The sequence below is a fragment of the Methylomonas aurea genome (assembly GCF_024505045.1).
Taxonomy (GTDB): Bacteria; Pseudomonadota; Gammaproteobacteria; order Methylococcales; family Methylomonadaceae; genus Methylomonas; species Methylomonas aurea.
Genome location: NZ_JANIBM010000001.1, coordinates 383,706 through 406,174, shown reverse-complemented (window position 1 = coordinate 406,174; position 22,469 = coordinate 383,706). Strand labels below are relative to the sequence as shown.

Sequence of the window (22,469 nt, the reverse complement as noted above, 5' to 3'; positions counted from 1 at the left end):
GATGGCTTTGGTTTCAGGTTTGGTTGCGCTGGTTCCGGCCATTGCGTCGATACGCCGCGCCCTAGGCCGATCTTTTCGCAGCCGCTGTTGTTTCGACGCCGGCGCGGCGATTTTATTTTTCGGCGCGCTGGCCCAGCAGCCGGCGCTGCAAAGCGATGCTTATCAAGCAATCCAGGAGCTGGCGGCACTCGGCTACCGTATCCCCAGCGCAGAGGCGCCGTTAAGAGTGTTCCCGGCATTGACCGACACCGAGTTCAGCGGCCGCCATGCCGGGGCTTGGCGGCCCGGCAGCATCTATTTGCGCGACCGAACCCAGACCGATTTCCCCGCACGCGCGTACCTGCGCCACGAGCTGTTTCACGAAGCCAGTTATCGCAGCTGTAACCGCCGCCTGCCGGAATGGGCCGAAGAAATGGCTGCGATGCGTTTTAGCGGCGAACTGGCCGGCCGCGAGCAAGAGCCGCAGCCGAACACCACCGAATTGGAAGACCTGATCAGCCATATTCGGCAAAATTCGCCGCTGAACCAACGCGACCGGGACGTATTGGGGCGGCTGGCGCTGCATTACCCGTGGCCTGCCGAAATCTGCCAGGTTCCGGAAACGTTGAGCCGCCTATTGGGCGCGCCTTTCGCTGCGGCCGGCTCCGGTTACGTGTTGGCCAATCTCATTTCCGGCCGGATTTTAGAAACCGGCGGCGACATTGCCACGCCAATGCCGCCCGGTTCGTTGCTGAAAATCCCCTATGCGGCGGCGTTGAACCAAGCCAATCCGCAAGTCCTGGCCGACGAACTGGCGGCCAGCGATACCGGCCAATTGTTGTTACGCCGCGCCGCGTTCCGGCCGGAACGTTACCGACTGCTGTTATCCCCGATCAAACAGCAAAGCCTGACGCAACAAGCACCCGTAACCGAACGGGATTGGCGGGCATACCTCGGCGAACGCGGTGGCGACGGCGGTTTCGCGCTCGAAGCCTCGTTGCCGGAACTGGTGTTGACGCTGCGGGCCGCCCTGCTGTCGCAGCCCGATTACTTCAAAGGCCTGGTGCGGAACGGCGCCAATCCGAATTCGACTTTGGTCGGCATCAACTCTGCCGACAAACGCACTTTCCGTGAGCTGAAAGCCTTGACCAAGACCGGCACGGTATCCAGCAGTGACGGCCAACCCTTGATCGGGCATTTAATGCTTGCCTGGCCGGCCGAGCATCCGGTGTATCTGGCCGTTTTTCGCCAATCCGGCAGTAGCGGCGCCGCGATTGCCGCGAAAGCAGCTGGGGTACTGCGCGATTGGCAACGTCGGTTTCCGCCGCGCTATGCTGCCGTGCGGGTGCATCTGTTATCTGCAACCGATCCGGCCAGTTGGCAGGCGGATAGCGATTGCCCGGAACTGGAGACCGGCTCGGCGCGTTTCAATCTTTGCGGCACTTTCTATGTTACCTCGACCGCTCGCGGCAGTCGCTCGGAACGGCAGGTAAGCGGCATATTGCAACAGTCCGCGGCGGGCAGCGCGAAGGTATTGGAAACCGATGCCGACAGCTATGCCGATGCAGTAATGGCAGCCGAAGCCCAGCAGTTGAAAGGGGAGGCGCGGGAGGCGTTGCGGGCGGTGATCGTTTGGAACGGCAGTCGGGGCGGACACCGCCATCCGGAATCCCGCTCGCTCTGCGACACCACCCACTGCATGGTGTTTCTTGGCGAGGACGTAAGGGGACCAAGCCGGGGCGGACACACCACCGACCCGAAATTACTCGGTTTATTGGATGAATTGGCCGCTAACCGCGACTGGTTGCCGTTTGCCAACGGCGGCGCACAACACTGGCAACGCCAAATCCCAATCGCAGAGTTGCAGCGGCTTTTCGCCGAAGCTCACATTTTGGAGATTCGGCGGGAGCGGCGTAAGGACGGCGCCTTATACGTGCGCCTGGTCTATGCCGACAACGACGAAACAGTTTCCTGCGAAATATTTCGCAATACGCTAAAGCTGCCGTCCTGCCCGGACTCGATTCAAGCCGCAGACAACCAGAGCTGGCTATTTCAAGGCATAGGTGCCGGCCATGGCGAGGGATTGTCCATCGAAACCGCCAGCGAACTGGCTGAAGCCGGCCGCAGTGCGGAACAGATTTTACGGGACGCTTACGCTAAATAAAGCTCCCCGCTAGGCGGTTGACACCCAGCGGGAAACAGCGGCCGATCAGGTAATCACGTCCGGTTCGGCTCTGCCGGTACGTTTTTTCACTTCGCACAGTTGTTCGGCAATGTCGATCAATTCGGCCAATGCTGCCTGGGCATCCTGATCGTGCTTGCGGACATCGCGCTCATAGCGCTCCAGGTAAATCCGCAAAGTCGCGCCGACCGTACCGGTGCCGGACAGGCGAAACACGATGCGGGAACCGTTGACGAAGCCGATTCGGATGCCTTGCCGGCTGCTGACGCTGCCGTCGACCGGGTCGGTGTAGCTGAATTCGTCGGCGTATTTCACCTCGTAATCTCCCCAGGCCTTGCCGGGCAGGTTGTCGAGCTGGCCGCGCAAATGGTCGACGATGGCGTTGGCGATTTCGGCATCGACGGCTTCGTAATCGTGGCGGCAATAGATGTCGCGGCCGTAGGTTTGCCAATGTTCGCGGACGATGTCTTCCACCGATTCGCGTTTGCGGGCGATCAGATTCAGCCAGAACAATACCGCCCACAAACCGTCTTTCTCGCGCACATGGTTGGAACCGGAGCCGAAACTCTCTTCTCCGCATAGAGTGATTTTGTCTGCGTCGAGCAGGTTGCCGAAGAACTTCCAACCGGTCGGGGTTTCGTAGCAAGGCAGGCTGAGCTTGTCGGCGACCCTGTCCACGGCCTGGCTGGTCGGCATCGAACGCGCCACGCCGCTAATGCCTTTGGCGTAAGCCGGGATCAATTTGGCGTTGGCGGCCATGATCGCCAGACTGTCGCTGGGCGTGACGAAGATATTGGCACCCATGATCATGTTGCGGTCGCCGTCGCCGTCGGACGCGGCGCCGAAGGTCGGCGGATTGGCGCCGAACATGATTTCGGCCAGTTCGTGAGCGTGCACCAGATTCGGGTCGGGATGGCCGCCGCCGAAATCCTCCTGTGGGACCGCGTTGAAGACCGAACCGGGTGCGGCGCCGAGTACGTCTTCCAGAATATGTTTGGCGTAGGGGCCGGTGATCGCGTGCATCGCGTCGAATTTCAGCGTGATGAAGCCGTTCTGGATACTTTGTTTCAATAGCTCGAAATCGAAAATCTGCGCCATCAATTCCGCATAATCGGCCACCGGATCGATAACGCGGATTTTGACGCCGCCTTTTTCGACCTCGCCGACCGTGTCCAAATCGATATCGCCGAAACGGGCTTTTTTGTAGCCGGTGATGGTTTTGGTGTTCTCGTAAAGCTTGTCGGTGAACTTCTCCGGTGCCGGTCCGCCGTTGCCGACGTTATATTTAATGCCAAAATCTTCTTCGGGGCCGCCGGGATTGTGACTAGCTGATAGAACAATGCCGCCGAAGGCATTGTATTTCCTGATAATATTCGATGCGGCGGGGGTGGACAACAAGCCGCCTTGGCCTATAATGAGCTCACCGAAACCGTTGGCGGCCGCCATCTTGATGATGATTTGAATGGCTTTACGGTTGTAGTAACGGCCGTCGCCGCCAATCACCAAAGTTTGGCCTTGGTAGCCTTCCAGGCTGTCGAAGATGGATTGGACGAAATTTTCCAAGTATTTGGGCTGCTGGAAGACTTTGACCTTTTTACGCAAGCCCGATGTGCCGGGCTTTTGATCGTCGTAGGGAGTGGTTTTGGTGATTGTTGTTGTCATATGCTACCCTTTGTAATACCACGTTTCGAAAGGGTTAAAGTACACCAAAATTTTGATTATTTACAGATTGCCATGTTAAAGAAAAAGTTACTAGGCGCTTTGATTGTACTGGGAAGTTCCGCGTCCGTTAACGCTTTCGCAACGGATGAAGTTTGGCTGCTAGTCGATACTGAGAAGCAGAATATGGAAATACGCAAGGGTGAGAAAACCGTTGCCGTACTCGAAAACATCGCCATCGGCCGCAATGGCGCCGGCGAGAAAAGCCACCGCGGCGATGACGTCACCCCGCTCGGCAATTACCGCATCGGCTGGATCAACCAAAAAAGCGCATTTCGCAAGTTTTTCGGCCTGACCTATCCCAACGTCGAACACGCAGATCATGCGCTGAAGCAAGGCAAGATCGACCTCGATACTTACGAGGCGATTGCCAGGGCTCATTCCTCCGGACAAGTACCGCCACAAAATACCGACCTGGGCGGACAAATCGGTATTCATGGTTTGGGCAGCGGCAGTTTGTCCATCCACAGATCCATGAATTGGACACACGGATGTATCGCATTGACTAACGATCAGATCGATCAGTTAAGCCAATGGGTCGAAAAAGGGACACTCGTAACAGTGAAATAATGTTGGTAAAATCCAAAAAAATGTTGGACAATTGCTACCGTTTTTCATTCTTTATTTTTTGAAACCACAATCAAGGGGAAATAAACCATGATGAGAGCTATTAAATTATCAGCAGTTGTTGCCGTTGCAGCTTTGGCTACCGGTTGCGCCAGCACTTCTGACCTGGAAGCTTTGGACGCACGCGTTGGCACTTTGGAAGGCAAAGTAGCTACCGCATCTGCTGACGCTGCTTCTGCGAAAGCTGCTGCTGCCGAAGCTGCTGCAAAAGCTGCCGCTGCTGAAGCTGCCGCTAACCGCGCTGCTCAATATGCTCAAGACACCAACAGCAAATTGGACCGCATGTTCAAAAAATCACAACACAAATAAGCTTTAGCGCTGTTGTCGATTTAAAAAGCCCGTGAGCCGCAAGGCCACGGGCTTTTTTGTTGCCGCTAATTTGGTGCGGCCTGACTTTGCACAACCGGAGGAGTCTGAACAGGACGCTCGTATATAGCGGTCGGGATTCCGGTAGACTTTTCGATAGCCGCCTTCAATACAGATCCTTTGATGACCGGCATTTTGCCGCCGTTGGCCTGCTCGATTAAATCCAATGCTGCATGCAAGCGCTGCTCGAAAGTAGCGGGCGTTTCTTCCAGATCCGGATAGGCTTCGAGATAGAGCGTATCGTGATACCAACCGACTTTGATCGACTGATTCACGATGTTGACCTGAGTCCCAACCTTGACCATCGGGAAAAATTGCTCGATGTCGGCCGGATACATACGGATGCAACCATGGCTCACGCGCATGCCAACACCGTTGGTTTTGTTGGTGCTGTGGATAAGGTAGCCGGGTATGCCCAATTTGAAGGCGTAAAGACCCAGCGGATTATCCGGCCCCGGCGGGTAGTAGGGCTCCAATACGTCGCCGTCCGCCAAATGCTCGGCAATGATGGACGGCGGTGGAGTCCAGGACGGGTTTTCGGTTTTGCCGGCGATATGAGTTCTACCCAGCGGCGTTTTCCAGTTGTCTTCACGACCGATACCGATAGCGTAAGTAATGACTTTGCTGGAATCGGGATAGTAATAAATCCGCATCTCGGGCAAGTTAACGACGATGCCCTGCCGCGGCGCATTGGGCAATATGTAACTGCTGGGGATTCTCACTTGCGTGCCTTCGCGCGGCAGCCAGCGATCGACGTAAGGATTGGCCAAGACGATTTGGTCCTGCCCGAGCCTGAAATTGACCGCGATATCGATCAGAGTGTCTTCCTGCTTGGCGGACACATACTTGACCTCGTGCGGTGGATTGCCAACCAGGCTGTCGCCGGGCCGATCCGGTGCCGGCAGGGTCAATGCCGAGACACCGCTGCTCACGGCCAACAACAGGCCGGGTAATAAACGAATTTTCATCAGATAGCGCCCTCGGCGTTAAACAACTCAAGCAGACGCGGTAAAAACTGCGCAAGTTCCGCGGTCATAATCGAAAAATCGGCATCGAATTGCTCGGTTTCGTCGAACGCTTCGATATCGGCCGCCTGCTCCTGAATCAGATCGAGAAACTTCAAGCGTTTGACGGCGAGATTTTCATCCAGCACGAACGACAACCGCTCGGCCCAACTCATCGCCAACTTGATCACTTGCTTACCGCTATCCAAATGATTTTTGATCTCCGGCAAAGCCAAGTCATGACGCTTGCAGCGAATAATGGCACCTTCCTCTTCCGGGGAGCGTAACTCGCACTCGTCTTCGATCAGAATATCCTTGGGCGAGGCATTGTCGGTCAACCATTGCGTCATCACACCGGCCGGCTTTGCCGTGGCCGTCAACGGTACGACCGGCAAAGAGCCCAGACACTTGCGCAACTGGCTTAATAGGTCCTCGGCTTTCTTAGCCGACGCCGCATCGACCACCAACCATCCGCCCTGACTATCGATATAGGCATAGGTTTTTTTGGAGAACGAAAACGCCCGCGGCAACAACTCGAATATCAACTCGTCCTTGAGCCGGCTGCGCTCCTTTGCCGGCAACCTCCGCGCCTCCCGCTCTTCGATTTCGCTGATTCGCTCTTGCAACATTTCGTTAATCACGGAACTCGGAACGACCTTCTCCTCTTTTTTGCCGCATAGCATGAAAAAGCCGTTATTCGCATGCACCAAGGCGTCGGAAGCCCTGCCCAAAGGCGCAGTCCAACCGAAACTGAATTCGTCGTGGCTCCCGCAGGCGCGGAACGGCTGCTGCTGCAACTTTTGCTCCAGTTCATCGGCTTTCAGCTCGAACGGCTCGGTGAAACGGTAAACGGCTAAATTTTTAAACCACATGAAATCGCTCTTTTTTCAAAACCGGCAATTATCTCAAATTTGCCCGACTGCTTACACCTGTAAGCGGGTAAAAAGCCCAAGAAATTAGTCGTTTCTGCCGGATTATTAGCAGCCGCCACGGAAGTTATACACACAAAGCCTTAATCAACCGACCGCAAATATCACTTGACAAAATAACTCCTTGAAATAAATAGACTAAACGTAAGGCATTGATTATTATATAAAATACGATCTGTCCAAAATTAATACAATTTAACGAAACACCAGCATCTGCAGGCAGTCGCCGCGGCTTTCGACATTCAATACACAGAGTTATCCACAGACATTGTGATTAACCAGCAAATCTTCAGCAGCAAGAAATGCTTAGCGCAAAATGGCGAGAAATCCTTGTAAGATTTGACGTAACTCAGAAGCCCCCAACATCCACCACCTAGCTACGCAACCAATTCTGATTTAACGTTTAACCATTTCAACTTGGATCAACACCTTAGCCCGACCCACAACCTCCGGCAGCATTTGGCGAGGCCGAACACGAAACATTCGGTCGCGATCGAAGCACCAGCATCCGACAGGATTTGAGCCGCAACGGATTGACACCACTATAAGAACGCCTCACCTCCAATCAGACGAGCTTGCTGACACCGGGCGGCGTCAACACGCCGCCCTGCCCCAACGAATTTCTCGCCTAAAAATCAGCCGGCCGATTTGAAAATCGTCTCCTGGGCTTTTGCGCGAGACAGCGTTCCGCCACCCACCGCGTAACTGGGCAGCCCCACCCCGCGGCAATCACGCCTGAAAAGCGGGCCACGACATTCTTCAACACAGCAAAAAGACCGCACTGCATTATGGCAAAGAGTTTGTGATAATGATCCGGTTTAAACTCGACTGCTTAGGCTCCGGCCAGTTTCATGCAAAGAATCCATTACCACTACTGCGCGTTGGCCGGATTTTTCGGTTTGTTCTTGTTGCTGATGGCTTGGCATACCGTATTGTCACCGTCGAACCGCTTGCCAACGGCCTTGATCTTGATTGTTAGCGTCGGCCCACTACTTTTGCCTTTTCGGGGCCTGCTGAACCGCAATTTGAAGAGTTGCACCTGGATGAGCTACCTCAGCCTACCGTATTTCGCGCACGGCATTGCCGAATCTTACGTTAGCCAAAGCCAACGCCCTTATGCCTTGCTGGAGGTTTTATTCAGTCTGATGTTGTGCTTCGGCGCCGGCTTCTACGTCTATAAAGCGGATAAAGCTTAAACCGACGCCGATGCAAATTCCGTTACAGTTCGAATTCCAGACCAACCAGACCTTTAGCAGCTATTACGCTGGGAATAACAGCGAAATCCTCGACCAATTGCAGAAATTGGCGACCGGCGGCGCGGAACAGCAAATCTATTTATGGGGCGAAACCGGCAGCGGCAAAAGCCATTTACTGCAAGCCTGTTGCCAGTTCGCGACGAAGGCCAACCAAGAACCCTTTTATTTGGCAATAGCGCCGAACCGGCTGCCAAATCCGGCCTTGCTGGAAGGCTTGGAGCATCTGGAACTGGTCTGCCTGGACAACATTCAACATATTGCCGGCAATCCGGATTGGGAACACGCCTTTTTTAATTTTTACAACGCCCATCGCCAAGCCAACCACCGGCTGCTGCTGGCAGCGGACTGTCCACCCAAATATCTGAGCTTCGAGTTGCCGGACTTGAAGACGCGGATGGGCTGGGGCCTGACGCTGAAAATTCAGCCATTGCGCGACGACCAACTGATCGACGCTCTGACCCACAAAGCACGTTTTTTGGGCTTCGACATTCCGCCGGCCGTCGGCCGCTTCTTGCTGAAACATTACGTGCACGACATGGCCGCCTTATGGTTATTACTGGACAAAATCGACCGGGCGACGTTGGCCGCACAACGCAAACTGACGATTCCGTTTTTAAAACAGATTCTGGGCGAGACGCCGTGAACGGCAAGATCCTGATCGTCGGCGCCGGAGCAATAGGCGGCTTTTACGGAGCCTTATTGGCCAGAGCGGGCGCCGAAGTCAGCGTGGTTTGCCGCTCGGATTACGACTATGTTAGCCGCCACGGCTTCCAAATCGATAGCCACGAATTGGGCTGTTGGCAGTTTCGTCCTGCGCAAGTCTTACGCCAAGCTTGCGAATACCAGGATAGTGCCGACTACCTGATACTGTGCAGCAAAGTCGTGGCGGGCATCGACCGTGTTAACCTGATCCGCGCAGGCTTGACCGCCGAAACTGCAATCGCATTCATCCAAAACGGTGTCGATATCGAATCAGAATTGCTCGCCGCCTTCCCGGACAGAGTGTTGATCAGCGGCCTGGCGTATATCTGCTGCAACCGAGTGGCGCCGGGCCATATCAAGCATCTGGCCTACGGCAAACTGACCCTAGGCGCGCTAACTCCGGACGATGCAGGACTTAGCCAAAGACTGCGGGACTTGTGTGCCGCCGGCGGCGGCGACTGCGAAATCAGCCGAGACATCGTCGCCAGCCGCTGGCAAAAATGTGTCTGGAACGCCCCGTTCAATCCGTTATCGGTATTGTCGGGCGGCCTTGCAACTCAGGCGATATTGCAGAGCCAGGAAGGCTTTGTCCGCGATATAATGCATGAAATATGCCGGATAGCGGCCGCCTCCGGCCATCCGTTACCGTACGATACGGTTGAGCTCAATATCGAACGCACCCGCCACATGCCGCCCTACAAAACCAGCATGTTGCTGGATTTCGAACAGGGCCGGCCGATGGAAACCGAGGCCATTCTCGGCAATGCGGTTCGCGCCGCGCAACGCCTCAATCTCGAGTGCCCCCGCTTGCAGTCGCTCTACGCGCTGATGCGGCTACGCGAGCTGCAAATTAGCCAAAGCTAGGCACCGCAATAATTCACACAATTGACATTCCGTTTTTTTTGATTTTTCGGTTAGAATGTGAAGATTTTCATTGACCTTGTCATTGAAGAAGCCGTGTGCATTTCGCCTCATACCTGACAAAGCGAAGAGCGGCCGCATACTTCGCTAGGCTAGCAGCTATGTGATCCACAACGACCGTGGCAATGGTGCTGGGGTTTAAAGAGTTTTTATGTTTAATTTTAGAGTATAACCATGACTGATCTATCGCTTTACAGAAACATCGGTATCTTCGCGCACGTCGATGCCGGTAAAACCACCACGACCGAGCGGATTTTGAAGCTGACCGGAAAAATCCACAAAATCGGCGAAGTACACGATGGTGCGGCGACTACAGACTTCATGGTGCAAGAACAAGAGCGCGGTATCACCATTCAGTCTGCAGCGACCACCTGCATGTGGCCGGGCAGTACCAACCAATTTCCACCACACCGCTTCAATATCATCGACACCCCGGGCCACGTCGACTTTACGATCGAAGTGTATCGTTCATTGAAAGTTCTGGACGGCGGTATCGGCGTATTCTGCGGTTCCGGCGGCGTTGAACCGCAATCCGAAACCAACTGGCGCTATGCAAACGATTCCAAAGTCGCACGTGTTATCTACGTCAACAAACTGGACCGTCTTGGCGCGAACTTTTACCGCGTCGTCAAGCAAGTCGAAGACGTACTGGGTGCGAAGCCGGTTGTTATGACCCTACCGATCGGCGAAGAAGAAAACTTTATCGGCGTGGTTGACCTGTTGACCCGCAAAGCCTGGATTTGGGACAACTCCGGCGACCCGTTGAAATACGAAATCCAAGACGTGCCTGCCGACATGGCCGAGCAAGTCGAAGAATGGCGTGCGAAATTGATCGACCAAGTTGCCGACCAAGACGACGAAATCATGGAGAAATATCTGGAAGGCGAAGAGCCGACCATCGAAGAAATCAAAAAATGTATCCGTAAAGGTACCATCGCGATGGATTTCTTCCCGACCTTCTGCGGCTCTTCGTTCAAAAACAAAGGCGTGCAATTGGTGCTGGACGGCGTGGTTGAATATTTGCCGAATCCGACCGAAGTCAAACCTCAACCCGAAACCGACATCGAAGGCGTACCGACCGGCGAGCACGCCATCGTCGATCCGGATCGTCCGTTCCGCGGTTTGGTGTTCAAAATTATGGACGACCGTTTCGGCGCCCTCAACTTTGTCCGCATTTACTCCGGCAAATTGAAAAAAGGCGATACCGTACTGAATACCTATACCGGCAAAACCGAAAGGGTAGGCCGGATGGTGGAAATGCACGCCGACGACCGTAACGAGATCGAATCCGCGCAAGCCGGCGACATCGTCGCCCTGATCGGTTTGAAAAACGTACAAACCGGCCACACTCTGTGCGATCCTGACAAACCGGCCACACTGGAACCGATGGTGTTCCCTGACCCCGTTATTTCGATTGCCATTTCGCCGAAAGACAAAGGCAGCAACGAAAAAATGGGTATCGCGATCGGCAAAATGGTTGCCGAAGACCCATCGTTCCGTGTCGAAACCGACCAGGAATCCGGCGAAACCATCATCAAAGGTATGGGCGAGTTGCACCTGGACATTAAAGTGGACATCCTGAAACGGACCCACGGCGTCGATGTTAACGTCGGTAAACCGCAGGTTGCTTACCGCGAAACCATTACCAAACGCGTCGAAGACGAATACGTCCACAAAAAACAATCCGGCGGCTCAGGCCAATACGCGAAAATCAACTACATCATCGAGCCAGGCGAACCCGGCAGCGGCTTCCAGTTTGAATCGACCGTGGTTGGCGGTAACGTACCGCGCGAATACTGGCCGGCGGTCGAGAAAGGCTTCCGTGCCAGCATCGATAAAGGTGTCTTGGCCGGTTTCCCGTGCTTGGACTTCAAAGTCAATCTGACAGACGGCGCGTTCCACGCAGTTGACTCGTCATCCATCGCCTTCGAAATCGCCGCCCGTGCCGCGTATCGCCAATCGATCCCGAAAGGCGCTCCGCAATTGCTGGAACCGATCATGAAAGTAGACGTGTTTACTCCGGAAGCTCACGTTGGTGATGTTATCGGCGACTTGAACCGCCGCCGCGGCATGATCAAATCGCAAGATCCGGGCGTCACCGGCGTTCGCATCAAAGCCGACGTGCCACTGAGCGACATGTTCGGTTACATCGGCGATTTGCGCACCATGACATCCGGTCGCGGCCAGTTCTCGATGGAGTTCTCGCATTACGCGCCTTGTCCGAAAAACGTCGCTGACGAGGTTATCAAAGAAGTCAACGAACGCAACAAAAACAAGGAAAAGTAAGTCCCCGCAACCGGAGGCGCGACCGCCTCCGGTTCGATCAAGCCTTCCGGCGCTTACTTGGTCGCGGGCTTGATCACTGGATTATTTTTAACCATAAAGTTTCCGCCACGTACGGAAACTTGTTCCAGTACCTAACCTTGGAAGAACATTATGGCTTTTGTAATTACCGAAAACTGCATCAAATGCAAATTCACCGACTGCGTTGACGTCTGCCCGGTGGACTGCTTTCACGAGGGGCCGAACTTCCTGGTCATCGACCCGGACGAGTGCATCGACTGCACGCTGTGCGAACCGGAGTGCCCGGCCAACGCCATCCACGCCGAAGACGAATTACCGGAAGGCCAAGAGCACTTCGCCGCTTTGAATGCAGAATTGGCCAAAGTCTGGCCGTTGATCACCGAAGTGAAAGATGCGCTGCCTGACGCCGACGAGTGGAACGGCAAGCCTGGCAAATTCGCTTTATTGGAAAAATAAACTTCCTTCCGTTTTGCACAAACCGGACCAACTCGGCAAGGCTAGTGTTGGTCCGTCTTTTTTCGGCCAGTTTTGCGCCGAAACTGAATAAAAACCTATCGAGCGGCGCGCTAAACGCAGCCAAACCTGACCGGCTAAGGCGCTAAATCTCTCCTTTCTCGATCACCGGCATAATCCAGTAATGGATACCGGAACCGGAAAACTGCTCTTTTAATCTTTCCAGCAACACCGATATCGCCATTTTTTCCGCATAGATCTGGAAACGCGCAGTTTGCTGTTCGTTGGCATCGGCAGCAGTGAGAAACTTGGTCATACGATGCTCGCCGAAATTATCTCGATCCATCTCGAAACCCGACAAGCATTCCATCATCGCCTCCTCCAAATCCGGCGGCACGATGAACGATATCGAAAATTGCTGGTGATTCACCGATTTGAAAAAGTCGTCTTCGCTGTTAAACCGATCGGAGGCGTTCTTGATAACTTGCAAATAACGACCGCGGCGCCGATCCCCTTTGCGCCGATCGGCGATATCGGCCGGAATTTCGGCCTGGTTTTGGCGAGGATCGTTGTACCAGCTGCGGTGGTAGTAAGGCCTGACCACGACCATCCGGCCGTTAAAACGGCGGTTTTTCAAAGCCTTGACCACGCGTTGCACGGTGATTTCGGAGTCCAGGGTCACCAAACCGTGGTATTCAATGGTGCCGACCCGGGTATCTTGCAGCGCCAAAATCTCCACATCGACAATGCGTCCGGATTTTCTGAAAAAACCGTTGTTCAGCGCGGGAGCCACGAATTCGGAGATTTCTATATGCCGGGTGTTGGCGGGGATTCTGCGCAAAAAAATGTTCATAACTATTAATGAGACATGGAAATTAGCTCGTTACACAAGGTTTCACCGACGTCGGCAGAACTGTAGCACTCCCGCCCTGATTCTGCATACTTTATGCCTAGATTACGCCCTGTTCGATTGCCGGCACTAGCCAATATTGCAGCCCGGAGCCGGCAAACTCTTGTTTAAGTCTAGCCAACAACGCGGGGACATGCTGCTTTTCCACATACATTTGAAAACGGAGCTTGCGTTGATGCCCGGCAACCTGTTCCGCCAGCGACAATCCCTGAATATTATGCTCATGAACATTGGCCGAAAAACTGGAAAATCCCTGTTGCCAATCCAACGCCAACAGACAGTCGACCAACGCGTCTTCCAGACTCGGCGGCACAGTCACGGTCAAGATAAAAGCATCGCGGTTCATGGTTTAAGCTCCGGGTTCCGGCCGAACAATTTATACAATATCGGCAGCACTATCAGAGTCAACAAAGTGGACGATAGCAAGCCGCCGGTCACCACGATCGCCAGCGGCCGTTGGATTTCCGAACCCGGTCCGGAGGCAAACAGTAACGGGATCAAACCGAACGCGGCGATGCTGGCTGTCATCAACACCGGCCGAAGCCGGCGTGCCGAACCGACCACCACGACGCGGGCAATGTCCATGCCGGTTGCGCATAATTGGTTGAAATAGCTGACCATGACCACACCGTTGAGCACGGCGATCCCCAGTAAGGCGATAAAACCCACCGATGCCGGCACCGATAAATATTCGCCGGACAACCACAAGCCGAACACGCCGCCGATCAGGGCTAACGGAATATTGGACAATACCAGCGCCGCTTGCCGAACCGACCCGAAGGTGGAAAACAGCAATAAAAAGATCAACCCCAGCGACAACGGAATCACCAGACTCAAACGCGCCGACGCCCGCTGCTGATTCTCGAACTGACCACCGAATTCGACGTGAAAGCCTTGCGGCAATTTGACCCGTTCCGCCACCGCCTTGCGCGCCTCGTCGACAAAGCCGACCAAATCGCGACCCTCGACATTGCTGCGGATTACGACGAAGCGCTGACCCTTCTCTCTATCGATCGAGACCACGCCTTCTACCGGCCGAATCTTCGCCACCGCGGTAATCGGTACATGACCGCCGTCGGGCAAGGTCAATTGCAGATTATCGAAATTGGCAGTGTTACTGGCGCCGCGCAGCAATAACGGCGTACGTTTTACCCCCTCCTGGACGATGCCGAGCTGTAAACCTTCGATTTGGGCGCGCAACAGGGTTTCGATACCGTTGGCATCCAACCCGAATCGGCCGGCGGCCTGGCGGTCGATGCTCACCTGTAAAAACTGCATGCCTTCGTTCTTGCGGGTGAATACGTCGCTGGCGCCGGGGATGGTCTTCAATACCGTTTCGATCTGTTCGGCCTTACGATTCAAAATTTCCAGATCGGCGCCGAACAATTTGATTGCGACGTCACCGCGAGTACCGGTCAGCATTTCCGAAACCCGCATTTCGATCGGCTGGGTAAAACCGAAAGCAATACCGGGGGTGTGATCCATGATCTTGCGGATTTCCTCGATCAACTGCTCTTTGCTGTCCATCCGCCATTCCGATTTCGGTTTCAGAATCAGAAAGGTATCGGTATCGTTCAGACTCATCGGGTCCAGACCCAATTCGTCGGCACCGACTCGAGACACCACCGTGGCAACCTCGGGAATATGCTCGCGGATGTTTTTTTGGACCCGGCCATCCAGCGCGACCGAATCCTGCAAGGTAATCGACGGCAATTTCTCCAATTGCACGATGATGTCGCCTTCGTCCAGCGTCGGCATGAAGGTACTGCCGATTTGGAAAAACACGACCAGGCTCAGCACCAGCATGGCGCCGGCGCCAACGAATACCTTTTTGCTGTTCTCCAAACACCAGGCTAAAACCGGCTGGTACCACTGCAGCAATTTGCGCGGCAACCAAGGCTCGTCATGCGACACTTTCTGCAACAACAACGATGCCAGCACCGGTATCACCGTCAACGACAAAATCAAAGATCCGCTCAGGGCGAACACGATCGTCATTGCCACCGGTCCGAACAACTTGCCTTCCAAACCTTGCAAGGTCAAAAGCGGTAAAAACACAATGATGATGATCAAAATCCCGGAAGTTACCGGCAGGGCAACCTCGCGGCTGGCCCGATAAATCATGTGCAAACGAGGCAGACGCTCCGCTCGGCGCCGGTCGGCCAACTGAGTGGTGATGTTCTCGACGACGACGACAGCGCCGTCAACCAGCATGCCGATCGCAATCGCCAACCCGCCCAGACTCATCAGGTTGGCCGACATGCCGAATGCGTGCATCATGATGAACGTCGCCAGCGCCGCCATCGGCAACGCCAACGCTACCGTCAAGGCCGCTCGCAAATCCCCCAAAAACAGGATCAACAGCACCACGACCAGGACAATGGCCTCGGCTAATGCCTTGGCGACGGTGTTTACCGCCTTGGCGACCAAGACCCCGCGGTTATAGAACACATTGATTCGTACGCCTTCCGGCAAACTGGGCTGCAATTCCGCCAGTTTCTGTTCCAATTGTTCGATGGTCAGCCTGGCATTGGCCCCGCGCAAACCCAACACCACCGCGGTGACGGCTTCGCCGTTCCCGTCCTTGCTCACAGCGCCATAACGAGTCAGCGCGCCAATCCGCACTTCGGCTACATCCTCCACACTGATCGGCATACCCTGATGCTGAGCCACGACGATCGACCTGACGTCCTGTTCGCTTTTTATACGCCCCTCGGCGCGGACGATCAGCGCCTCTTCGCCCTCGGTTAGCCTTCCGGCGCCGTCGTTGCGGTTGTTGTTCTCCAACGCAGCCATCAGTTGTTCGATGCCGATATTCCGCGCCGCCATCCGGACATTGTCCGGTACCACTTCGAAACTGCGCACCAAGCCGCCCAAGGCATTGACGTCGGCGACCCCTTTGACTGTGCGCAGGGCCGGCCGAATGGTCCAATCCAGCAATTCCCGGCGCTGCGTCAAATCGAGACCGCCGCCTTCGATCGCGAACATGAACATCTCGCCCAACGGCGTGGTCATCGGCGCGATGCCGCCTTGCACTCCGTCCGGCAAATTGCCCCATATTCCGTTCAAACGTTCCGCCACCTGCTGCCTGGCCCAATAAATATCGGTGCCTTCTTCGAAGTCCAAGGTGATGTCGGTAATGGCATATTTCGCCAACGAGCGCAGCATGGTCTGATGCGGGATCCCAAGCAGTTCGACTTCGATAGGCGCCGTAATCCGGGCTTCGACTTCTTCCGGTGTCATGCCGTTGGCTTTGACGATAATCTTGACCTGAGTCGGCGAGACTTCCGGAAACGCGTCGATCGGCAGTTGCTTAAACGCGTAGACTCCGGCACCGATCAACACCAATACGCTCAGCAGAACCAACAGGCGTTGGGTCAGAGCAAACCGAATCAATGCGGCCATTATTCATCGCTCCCCAAACCCAACCAATTGGCTTTCAACGCCACCGCGCCTTTTACGGCAATATGTTCGTTACCGGTCAACGCTCCGCTGATCAGCGATTCACTGCCTTGCTTGCCGTTGACGGCGACTTCAACCACGGCAAACCCTTCGGCATTACGGACAAACACATAACTGCGACCTTCGTTTTGCGACAACGCCGAATTCGGCACACTGAAGCCGCCTGGAACGCCGTGTTGCAGAATTTGCACGTTGACGTTTTGCCCGACCCGCAATCCTTGGGGTCTGCCGTCTACCACCGCCCGAGCCAATACCGTTTGATTATCGACATTGACACTCTGCCCTAAAAGACTGATCGTCGCCGAAATATCGCCTGATTCCAGCCTAACCCGATCGCCCACTTTGACAGTGCTCAGGCGTTCCTGAGGAATGCTGATTTCCAGCCATAATTCCGCGAGGTCGGCGACTCGGTACAACGGCGCCTGAATGTCCAACCGCGCCCCCAGATTGACCATCCGCTCCAACACCACACCGTCGATCGGTGACCGAATCTGCAAACTGTCGCCGAGCTTGCGGGTTTGCGCCAGTGTTTGAATGTCGGCAGGGGACATGCCAGCTAACAGCAACAACTGCCTGGCCTCGTCCGCGCGAGCCGCCTTACCGCTATGCTGGGTCTGCGTCTCTTGCCAACGCCGTTCGGCAATTACGCCTTCCTGCAACAACTTCTGATCGCGGTTGCGTTCCAGCCCGGCTAAATGCAATTCGCTGGCAGCAGCCAGAAACGCCTGCTGTAAACCGACCAACTCCGGGCTGCGCAACTGTGCCAGCGTCTGGCCCTTATGCACGGTATCGCCGACATTGGCCGCCAGTCGCGTCACCAGGCCCGGCTGACTGCTGCTGACCAATATTTCTCGGTCGGCCGGCGTTACAACTTTGCCCGGCGCGTAAAATAACGGTACGGTCGAACTGGGGACCAACGCTGCGGTTTTGATGTCCAGATTGTCGATCTGCTGCTGACTGATCCGGATTTGCGCGTCCTGGGCGGAGACGGCGCCAGCCAAAAACGAGAACAGCAACGTGGTTGCTATTCTCATGGCTGCACTCCGACTGCCTGGTTGTAGAATGCAATATTGCGTTGCAGCTTCACTTCCTGCAATTTGGCATTACGCACGGCCTCCAGGCTGCGTGCCTGGATTTTGATCAAATCCAGCAAATTGATTTCGCCGGCCGAAAAACTGACTTCGGTCATCTTCAGATGGGTCTCGGCGATTTGTTTCAATTCGTTGGCAATCGCCAGTTCGGCCCGGGTCACTTCCAGCGCGTGCTCGGCTTCATGTAGGCCTTTTTCCAGCTGGCGGTACAGATGCTCGCGTTGCGCCATGGCGTTATTCAGCTCCAGGTTGGCTTTGGCGATTTCCGGCGCGTTATAAGCATCGCCGCCGAACAGCATCACCACGCCGACACCTGCGCTTTCGATATTCTGGCCGTCACGGCCATCCCGAGTACTCCTGGCGCCGACATTCAATTTTGGCTGGTTGATCGGGTCGGTGGTTTTGATCCACTCCACCTCGGCGCGTTTGCGTTCGATTACGGCGTTTACCGCTTCGAGTACCGGATGGTTGGACACGATACTTTTCAACTCGCTCTGCCGTTCCTGATAGTTGGCTGGAACCCGCGCCAGCGTGGTCAGACTGGAATACGCCTTCCGGCTGTGCATCACTTCGGCTTCGGCCTGTGTAACGAGCGCGCGGTTTTGCAAATACTCGCCCTTGGCCAGCAGCAAATCGGCGCGCGGCAAGTCGCCCAGTTCGACCCGCCGCTCGACCTTCTTCATCAACTGCTCGGATACCGACAACGCATTCTGCGCCTGTTGCAGGCCGATGTTGGCGATCTCCATATTCCACAGAGCTTCCCGTACCAGTCGCGTCACCTCCAGCTTGACCGCCGCCGACTGCTTCTGCGCCGATACGCCGGCCCGCTCGGCCACGGCTTGCCCGGCATCACGCTGGCCCCAACTCCAGGTTGTGACTTCCAGGGTGGCTGACATCTCGCGCGAGCCTCTATTCTCCGCAACCCGGTCGTCGAAATAATCCAGCGCAAGCGCGGTAGACCCCGCTACCCAGGCATCGCTGCGCTCGGTCAAAGCGCTGGCCTCCTGAGCCAAGGCTTCGCTGACCAGGCGGTCGGGGTATTTTTCCAGGGTCAGTTCGACCAATCCGGACAAGCTCAGCGAAGGATCCATTTCGATCGGATCCAGATGTTCGACGATCAGCTTGTCCGCCTCCATCGCGGTCTGCGGCTGAAGCTGGCGACGTTCGCTTTCATTGGTTTGAGCGGCGCAAGGGAAGGCCGCTATTAGCAGTACAGGTAATCCGTATTGAATATGACGATATACGGTCATATCTCGCTCCAAAAATTGATCGATGGCATGGCCCGCGGGAAACAATCGCGGCGGCCGATAAAGGCGATAACGGGCGAAAACACGATCGCAGCGCGCGTTCGCCGCCCTTTCTCAGCAAAACGGAGGGGCTCGGGAAGCGTTATCGGCAGGAATGGGGACAGCCGGTGGCTGCGACGACCTGGAACGGCAATAGAATTTGCCGACCCGTGGCTGGAAGGTCGGCTCGACGCTGGCCGGAAACAAAAATGGAGCTGGCGTGAATCGCTCGCGCTCGGTTTGCAGCCTGATCGCTGAACCAATCTGAACGACGCCGGCTTGTTGCTGCAATTCGTCCTGGACGCTGTGCAATTCCGATTGGTCCGCATCGTTCTGCAAGCGCTCTATTCCATGAAAGTGAATTCCGCAGCCGTCGTCATCGCCGCCGACATGGGCATGCACCAACGGCGCGGCGGTCTGCAACAGCACCAGCAGCACAACCAGAAATTGACGCAGATATGCAACCATTTACGATTTAGGAATGTCTGTGAACTCGCTTACCCGGCCAAACCCCGGTTGTACCGGGCGGTACGAAACGCTATTCTACTTGAAAAGCGTGATTCTACCCTGAATATTAGGAAACATTTACTCGACTTAGGCGAAAAGCTATGAACAGAAAAATAGGCATTTTGGCAACATTATTCATCGCGTTGGCCTTGACACTAGGCGGCATTCAGGAAGCGCAGGCCAAACGCATGGGGGGCGGCAAATCCTTCGGCAGCCGGCCCAGTTACAGCGCACCTTACCAGCGCTCGACGGCGCCCAACGACATCGGTAGCCAAGCGACCCGTTCGGCCAGCCAGCAACAGGCTGCGGCGCAGAATCAGGCGGCGCGCCAAAATTGGGCGGGCCGCGGCGGTTTGATGGGCATGCTCGGCGGACTGGCACTGGGCGGACTGCTTGGCTCGTTGTTCTTCGGCGGCGCGTTCGAAGGACTGAATCTGATGGACATGTTGCTGTTCGCCGGCATCGCTTATCTGTTATACCGTTTGTTTGCGGCCAAGGCCGGCCAGCAAACGGCGCCCAGTGGCGCTTTCGGCCAAACCGACGTCCGCCGCGAGTCGGCTTACTACCGTGACAATTCAGCGGAGCGCGGCAATCCGGCCGGTTTCAATACCGACGTGCTGTTCGATAAAACCAAAGCCAATGCCGGCGCTGGTTTCCAGTCCGCACCGACCACTTTACCGGCCGGCTTCGATCAGGCCAGCTTCCTGACCGGTGCTGAAAAAGCGTATCGCTACCTGCAGGCGGCTTGGGACAACCGCGATCTTGCGGAAATTCGCGGCCTAACCACCGATAAAGTCTTCGCCGAGATCCAGCAACAGTTACAGGCATCCGCAGAAACCAACCGCACCGAAATCCTGTCGTTGAAAGCAGAGTTGCTCGAAGCGCGCGAGGTGGGTTCGGAGCTGGAAGCCGGCGTGTTGTTCGAAGGCCTGATTCGCGAAAACGGTGGTCAGCCGGAAACCGTGCGCGAAGTCTGGCACTTCGTTAAGCCCAAACACAGCAGTCAGACCCGCTGGTTCCTGGACGGTATCCAACAAATCGAGGAGTAAGGATGGCGGCGGCGGACAGCGACAAGATACGCCAGCGCTACGACCGGCTGGCGCCCTGGTTCGACAGCCTGGAAGGAATTCTGGAAGGCTTGCTGTTTCGCCGACTGCGGAAAAGACTTTGGTCACAAGTCAGCGGCGATCACATCCTGGAAGTAGGGGTCGGTACCGGCAAAAATTTTGCGTTTTACCCGGACGGCGCCCGGATTACCGGCATCGATTTCAGTCCGAACATGCTGGCGCAGGCGCAACGCAAGCGCCAGCGCAAGCAACTCGACGTCGATCTAGCCCGGATGGATGTTGAATCGCTGGACTATGCCGACAACTGCTTCGATACCGTGGTAGCCAGCTTCGTGTTCTGTTCGGTGCCGAGACCGCGCCGCGGTTTGAAGGAGCTTTACCGGGTGTGCAAACCCGGAGGTCAGGTGTTACTGCTGGAACACGTACTCAGCTCGAACCGGGTTATGGCATTCATGATGAACCTGTTTAATCCGCTGGCGGTTCGCGCCTTCGGCGCCAATATCAACCGCGACACTCTGAAGAACGTGCAGGCCTGCCCGTTCCGCAATATCTACATCGACCCGGCCAGCGGTGACATGATCAAACTGATCCGGGCCGTGAAATAGGCGCACCGGCCTAAACCGGTTTATCGGCCAGCGCGTATATGACATTGGCTTGTACCGCGCTGATGCCATTTTGCTCGATAAAATTCAGGTTCGCTTGTTTCACCCGATCAAACGCGGCGGCATCCAGTTGGTCGATCGTGCCACGATAGCCGGAACCGATCAGAGTGGTCCACCAATCCTCAGGGCTGGCCAGCGGGTGCCGAGCGCTGTCTTCGACAATATCGACGTTGACAATCCCGGCTTCTCGCAACATCGCCCTTAACGAAGTAGGGTCGCTGATCCGATCCCAGGGGTTGAAAGCCTTGTGCAAGTGCGGTGCCTCGTGCCGGATCGTTTGCCAAAACGCTGAATTGGCCGGTTCGAAGAAGTCTGGCCCCCAGGTTGTAATCGCCAATTGTCCACCCGGCCGCACCATTCGCCACAACTCCCTTACCGCAACCGCCATGTCCGGCACGAAAAAAATCCCGAATACGCAGACCACCGCATCGAAACCGGCGTCAGGCAATCCCAGTGTCAACATATCGCCGTGGCGGAATTCGACATTACCCAAACCGGCGGCTGCAGCTTTTTGCCGAGCCAGAACCAATAAATTTTCCGCCAGATCAATACCCAACACATAACCGTCGGCGCCGACCCGTTCCGCTGCCGGCAGTGCAGAGGCTCCGGTGCCCGAACACACATCCAACACCCGCATTCCGGGCTGCAAGTTCAGCCCGGCAACGGTTGCCCGCCCGAACCGGTCCCAAAACCCGTTGACCGGGTGATCGAAATGATCTGCGGCGGCATTATAAGCCGCCGCCGCCCGCGTCCGGGCCATGTCTAACTCGCTCATCGTTGACTCCTAAGGTTGAGGTTATATTCGGTTTAGCCGCGATGGGACCAGCACAGCCATGCACATCGACACAGACACGTTTAGCGTCAGCGAACGGCGCCTGTTTGGCGTTTCCGGGTGATGGAAGCGATTAGTCCTATCAGTCAATAGGTTGCAGTTTAACCTTATGGTAAGGTCAAGCGTTTTGTGCGCGGTTCGAGCGCAGCCCTCCGAAACGGTTGCGCTTTAAACTCCGCCGTCTAAAATGCAATTGGGCTTTTCATCACA

20 protein-coding genes are annotated in these 22,469 nt (G+C 55.6%); 10 read left to right on the top strand and 10 right to left on the bottom strand.

Going from position 1 to position 22,469, the window contains the following annotated elements:
* Position 1 precedes the first annotated feature (1 nt).
* Positions 2 to 2,143, top strand: coding sequence for a hypothetical protein (locus NP603_RS01875; RefSeq protein WP_256609226.1), 2,142 nt, complete (start codon positions 2 to 4; stop codon positions 2,141 to 2,143).
* 45 nt (positions 2,144 to 2,188) lie between these two features.
* On the opposite strand, the gene NP603_RS01870 is transcribed toward NP603_RS01875, so the two are convergent.
* The gene (locus tag NP603_RS01870; protein ID WP_256609225.1) at positions 2,189 to 3,823 is read right to left on the bottom strand and encodes an alpha-D-glucose phosphate-specific phosphoglucomutase; all 1,635 of its coding nucleotides are present in this window, start codon (positions 3,821 to 3,823) and stop codon (positions 2,189 to 2,191) included.
* Positions 3,824 to 3,895: 72 nt separating this feature from the next.
* On the opposite strand from NP603_RS01870, the gene NP603_RS01865 reads away from it, so the two are divergent.
* Together NP603_RS01865 and NP603_RS01860 are read left to right on the top strand one after the other, a co-directional pair.
* On the top strand, positions 3,896 to 4,450 hold the full coding sequence (locus NP603_RS01865; protein WP_256609224.1) for a L,D-transpeptidase family protein: 555 nt from the start codon (positions 3,896 to 3,898) through the stop codon (positions 4,448 to 4,450).
* A gap of 87 nt (positions 4,451 to 4,537) precedes the next feature.
* Positions 4,538 to 4,816 carry an Lpp/OprI family alanine-zipper lipoprotein gene (locus NP603_RS01860; protein WP_082409752.1) on the top strand — a complete coding sequence of 93 codons (279 nt, stop codon included), beginning with the start codon at positions 4,538 to 4,540 and terminating at the stop codon, positions 4,814 to 4,816.
* Positions 4,817 to 4,881: 65 nt separating this feature from the next.
* Here NP603_RS01860 and NP603_RS01855 read toward each other — a convergent pair whose 3' ends face one another.
* Positions 4,882 to 5,841: a L,D-transpeptidase family protein gene (locus tag NP603_RS01855; RefSeq protein WP_256609223.1), complete on the bottom strand. Its 960-nt coding sequence runs from the start codon at positions 5,839 to 5,841 to the stop codon at positions 4,882 to 4,884.
* Positions 5,841 to 6,749 (bottom strand): recombination-associated protein RdgC, encoded by a 909-nt coding sequence (rdgC, locus tag NP603_RS01850; RefSeq protein ID WP_256609222.1) that lies wholly within the window; start codon positions 6,747 to 6,749, stop codon positions 5,841 to 5,843. The genes NP603_RS01855 and rdgC overlap by 1 nt, the downstream gene beginning before the upstream one ends.
* 908 nt (positions 6,750 to 7,657) lie before the next feature.
* Here rdgC and NP603_RS01845 point away from each other — a divergent pair.
* The 5 genes from NP603_RS01845 (at position 7,658) to fdxA (ending at position 12,445) form a co-directional block, all read left to right on the top strand.
* Positions 7,658 to 8,002, top strand: coding sequence for a DUF2069 domain-containing protein (locus tag NP603_RS01845; RefSeq protein WP_256609221.1), 345 nt, complete (start codon positions 7,658 to 7,660; stop codon positions 8,000 to 8,002).
* Between the two features lie 10 nt (positions 8,003 to 8,012).
* Complete coding sequence (gene hda, locus NP603_RS01840) at positions 8,013 to 8,705, top strand: DnaA regulatory inactivator Hda (RefSeq protein WP_256609220.1); 693 nt, start codon at positions 8,013 to 8,015, stop codon at positions 8,703 to 8,705.
* Complete coding sequence (locus tag NP603_RS01835; protein ID WP_256609219.1) at positions 8,702 to 9,628, top strand: ketopantoate reductase family protein; 927 nt, start codon at positions 8,702 to 8,704, stop codon at positions 9,626 to 9,628. The genes hda and NP603_RS01835 overlap by 4 nt, the downstream gene beginning before the upstream one ends.
* Positions 9,629 to 9,859: 231 nt before the next feature.
* Positions 9,860 to 11,971, top strand: a complete 2,112-nt coding sequence (gene fusA / locus NP603_RS01830) for an elongation factor G (RefSeq protein ID WP_256609218.1) — start codon at positions 9,860 to 9,862, stop codon at positions 11,969 to 11,971.
* A gap of 150 nt (positions 11,972 to 12,121) precedes the next feature.
* Entirely contained in the window at positions 12,122 to 12,445 is a 324-nt protein-coding gene (fdxA, locus tag NP603_RS01825; RefSeq protein ID WP_054760699.1) for a ferredoxin FdxA, read from the top strand.
* Positions 12,446 to 12,587: 142 nt separating this feature from the next.
* On the opposite strand, the gene NP603_RS01820 is transcribed toward fdxA, so the two are convergent.
* From NP603_RS01820 to NP603_RS01795, 6 genes are all read right to left on the bottom strand, one after another.
* Complete coding sequence (locus tag NP603_RS01820) at positions 12,588 to 13,283, bottom strand: DUF3240 family protein (protein WP_256609217.1); 696 nt, start codon at positions 13,281 to 13,283, stop codon at positions 12,588 to 12,590.
* Between the two features lie 109 nt (positions 13,284 to 13,392).
* A complete protein-coding gene (locus NP603_RS01815) occupies positions 13,393 to 13,698 on the bottom strand; it encodes a DUF3240 family protein (protein ID WP_256609216.1) in 306 nt (101 codons plus the stop codon).
* On the bottom strand, positions 13,695 to 16,757 hold the full coding sequence (locus NP603_RS01810) for an efflux RND transporter permease subunit (protein WP_256609215.1): 3,063 nt from the start codon (positions 16,755 to 16,757) through the stop codon (positions 13,695 to 13,697). Before NP603_RS01810 ends, NP603_RS01815 begins: the two co-directional genes overlap by 4 nt.
* Positions 16,757 to 17,848, bottom strand: a complete 1,092-nt coding sequence (locus tag NP603_RS01805) for an efflux RND transporter periplasmic adaptor subunit (RefSeq protein ID WP_256609214.1) — start codon at positions 17,846 to 17,848, stop codon at positions 16,757 to 16,759. Before NP603_RS01805 ends, NP603_RS01810 begins: the two co-directional genes overlap by 1 nt.
* Complete coding sequence (locus NP603_RS01800; RefSeq protein WP_256609213.1) at positions 17,845 to 19,155, bottom strand: TolC family protein; 1,311 nt, start codon at positions 19,153 to 19,155, stop codon at positions 17,845 to 17,847. The genes NP603_RS01805 and NP603_RS01800 overlap by 4 nt, the downstream gene beginning before the upstream one ends.
* A gap of 111 nt (positions 19,156 to 19,266) precedes the next feature.
* Positions 19,267 to 19,659 carry a hypothetical protein gene (locus NP603_RS01795; RefSeq protein WP_256609211.1) on the bottom strand — a complete coding sequence of 131 codons (393 nt, stop codon included), beginning with the start codon at positions 19,657 to 19,659 and terminating at the stop codon, positions 19,267 to 19,269.
* A gap of 140 nt (positions 19,660 to 19,799) precedes the next feature.
* Between NP603_RS01795 and NP603_RS01790 the strand changes: the two genes are divergently transcribed.
* Together NP603_RS01790 and NP603_RS01785 are read left to right on the top strand one after the other, a co-directional pair.
* Positions 19,800 to 20,747: a Tim44 domain-containing protein gene (locus NP603_RS01790; RefSeq protein ID WP_256609209.1), complete on the top strand. Its 948-nt coding sequence runs from the start codon at positions 19,800 to 19,802 to the stop codon at positions 20,745 to 20,747.
* A 2-nt stretch (positions 20,748 to 20,749) separates the two neighbouring features.
* Positions 20,750 to 21,370, top strand: a complete 621-nt coding sequence (locus tag NP603_RS01785; RefSeq protein WP_256609208.1) for a class I SAM-dependent methyltransferase — start codon at positions 20,750 to 20,752, stop codon at positions 21,368 to 21,370.
* A 10-nt stretch (positions 21,371 to 21,380) separates the two neighbouring features.
* Here the strand turns inward: NP603_RS01785 and NP603_RS01780 are convergent, their stop codons facing one another.
* Positions 21,381 to 22,202, bottom strand: coding sequence for a class I SAM-dependent methyltransferase (locus NP603_RS01780; RefSeq protein WP_256609207.1), 822 nt, complete (start codon positions 22,200 to 22,202; stop codon positions 21,381 to 21,383).
* Positions 22,203 to 22,469: the final 267 nt, after the last annotated feature.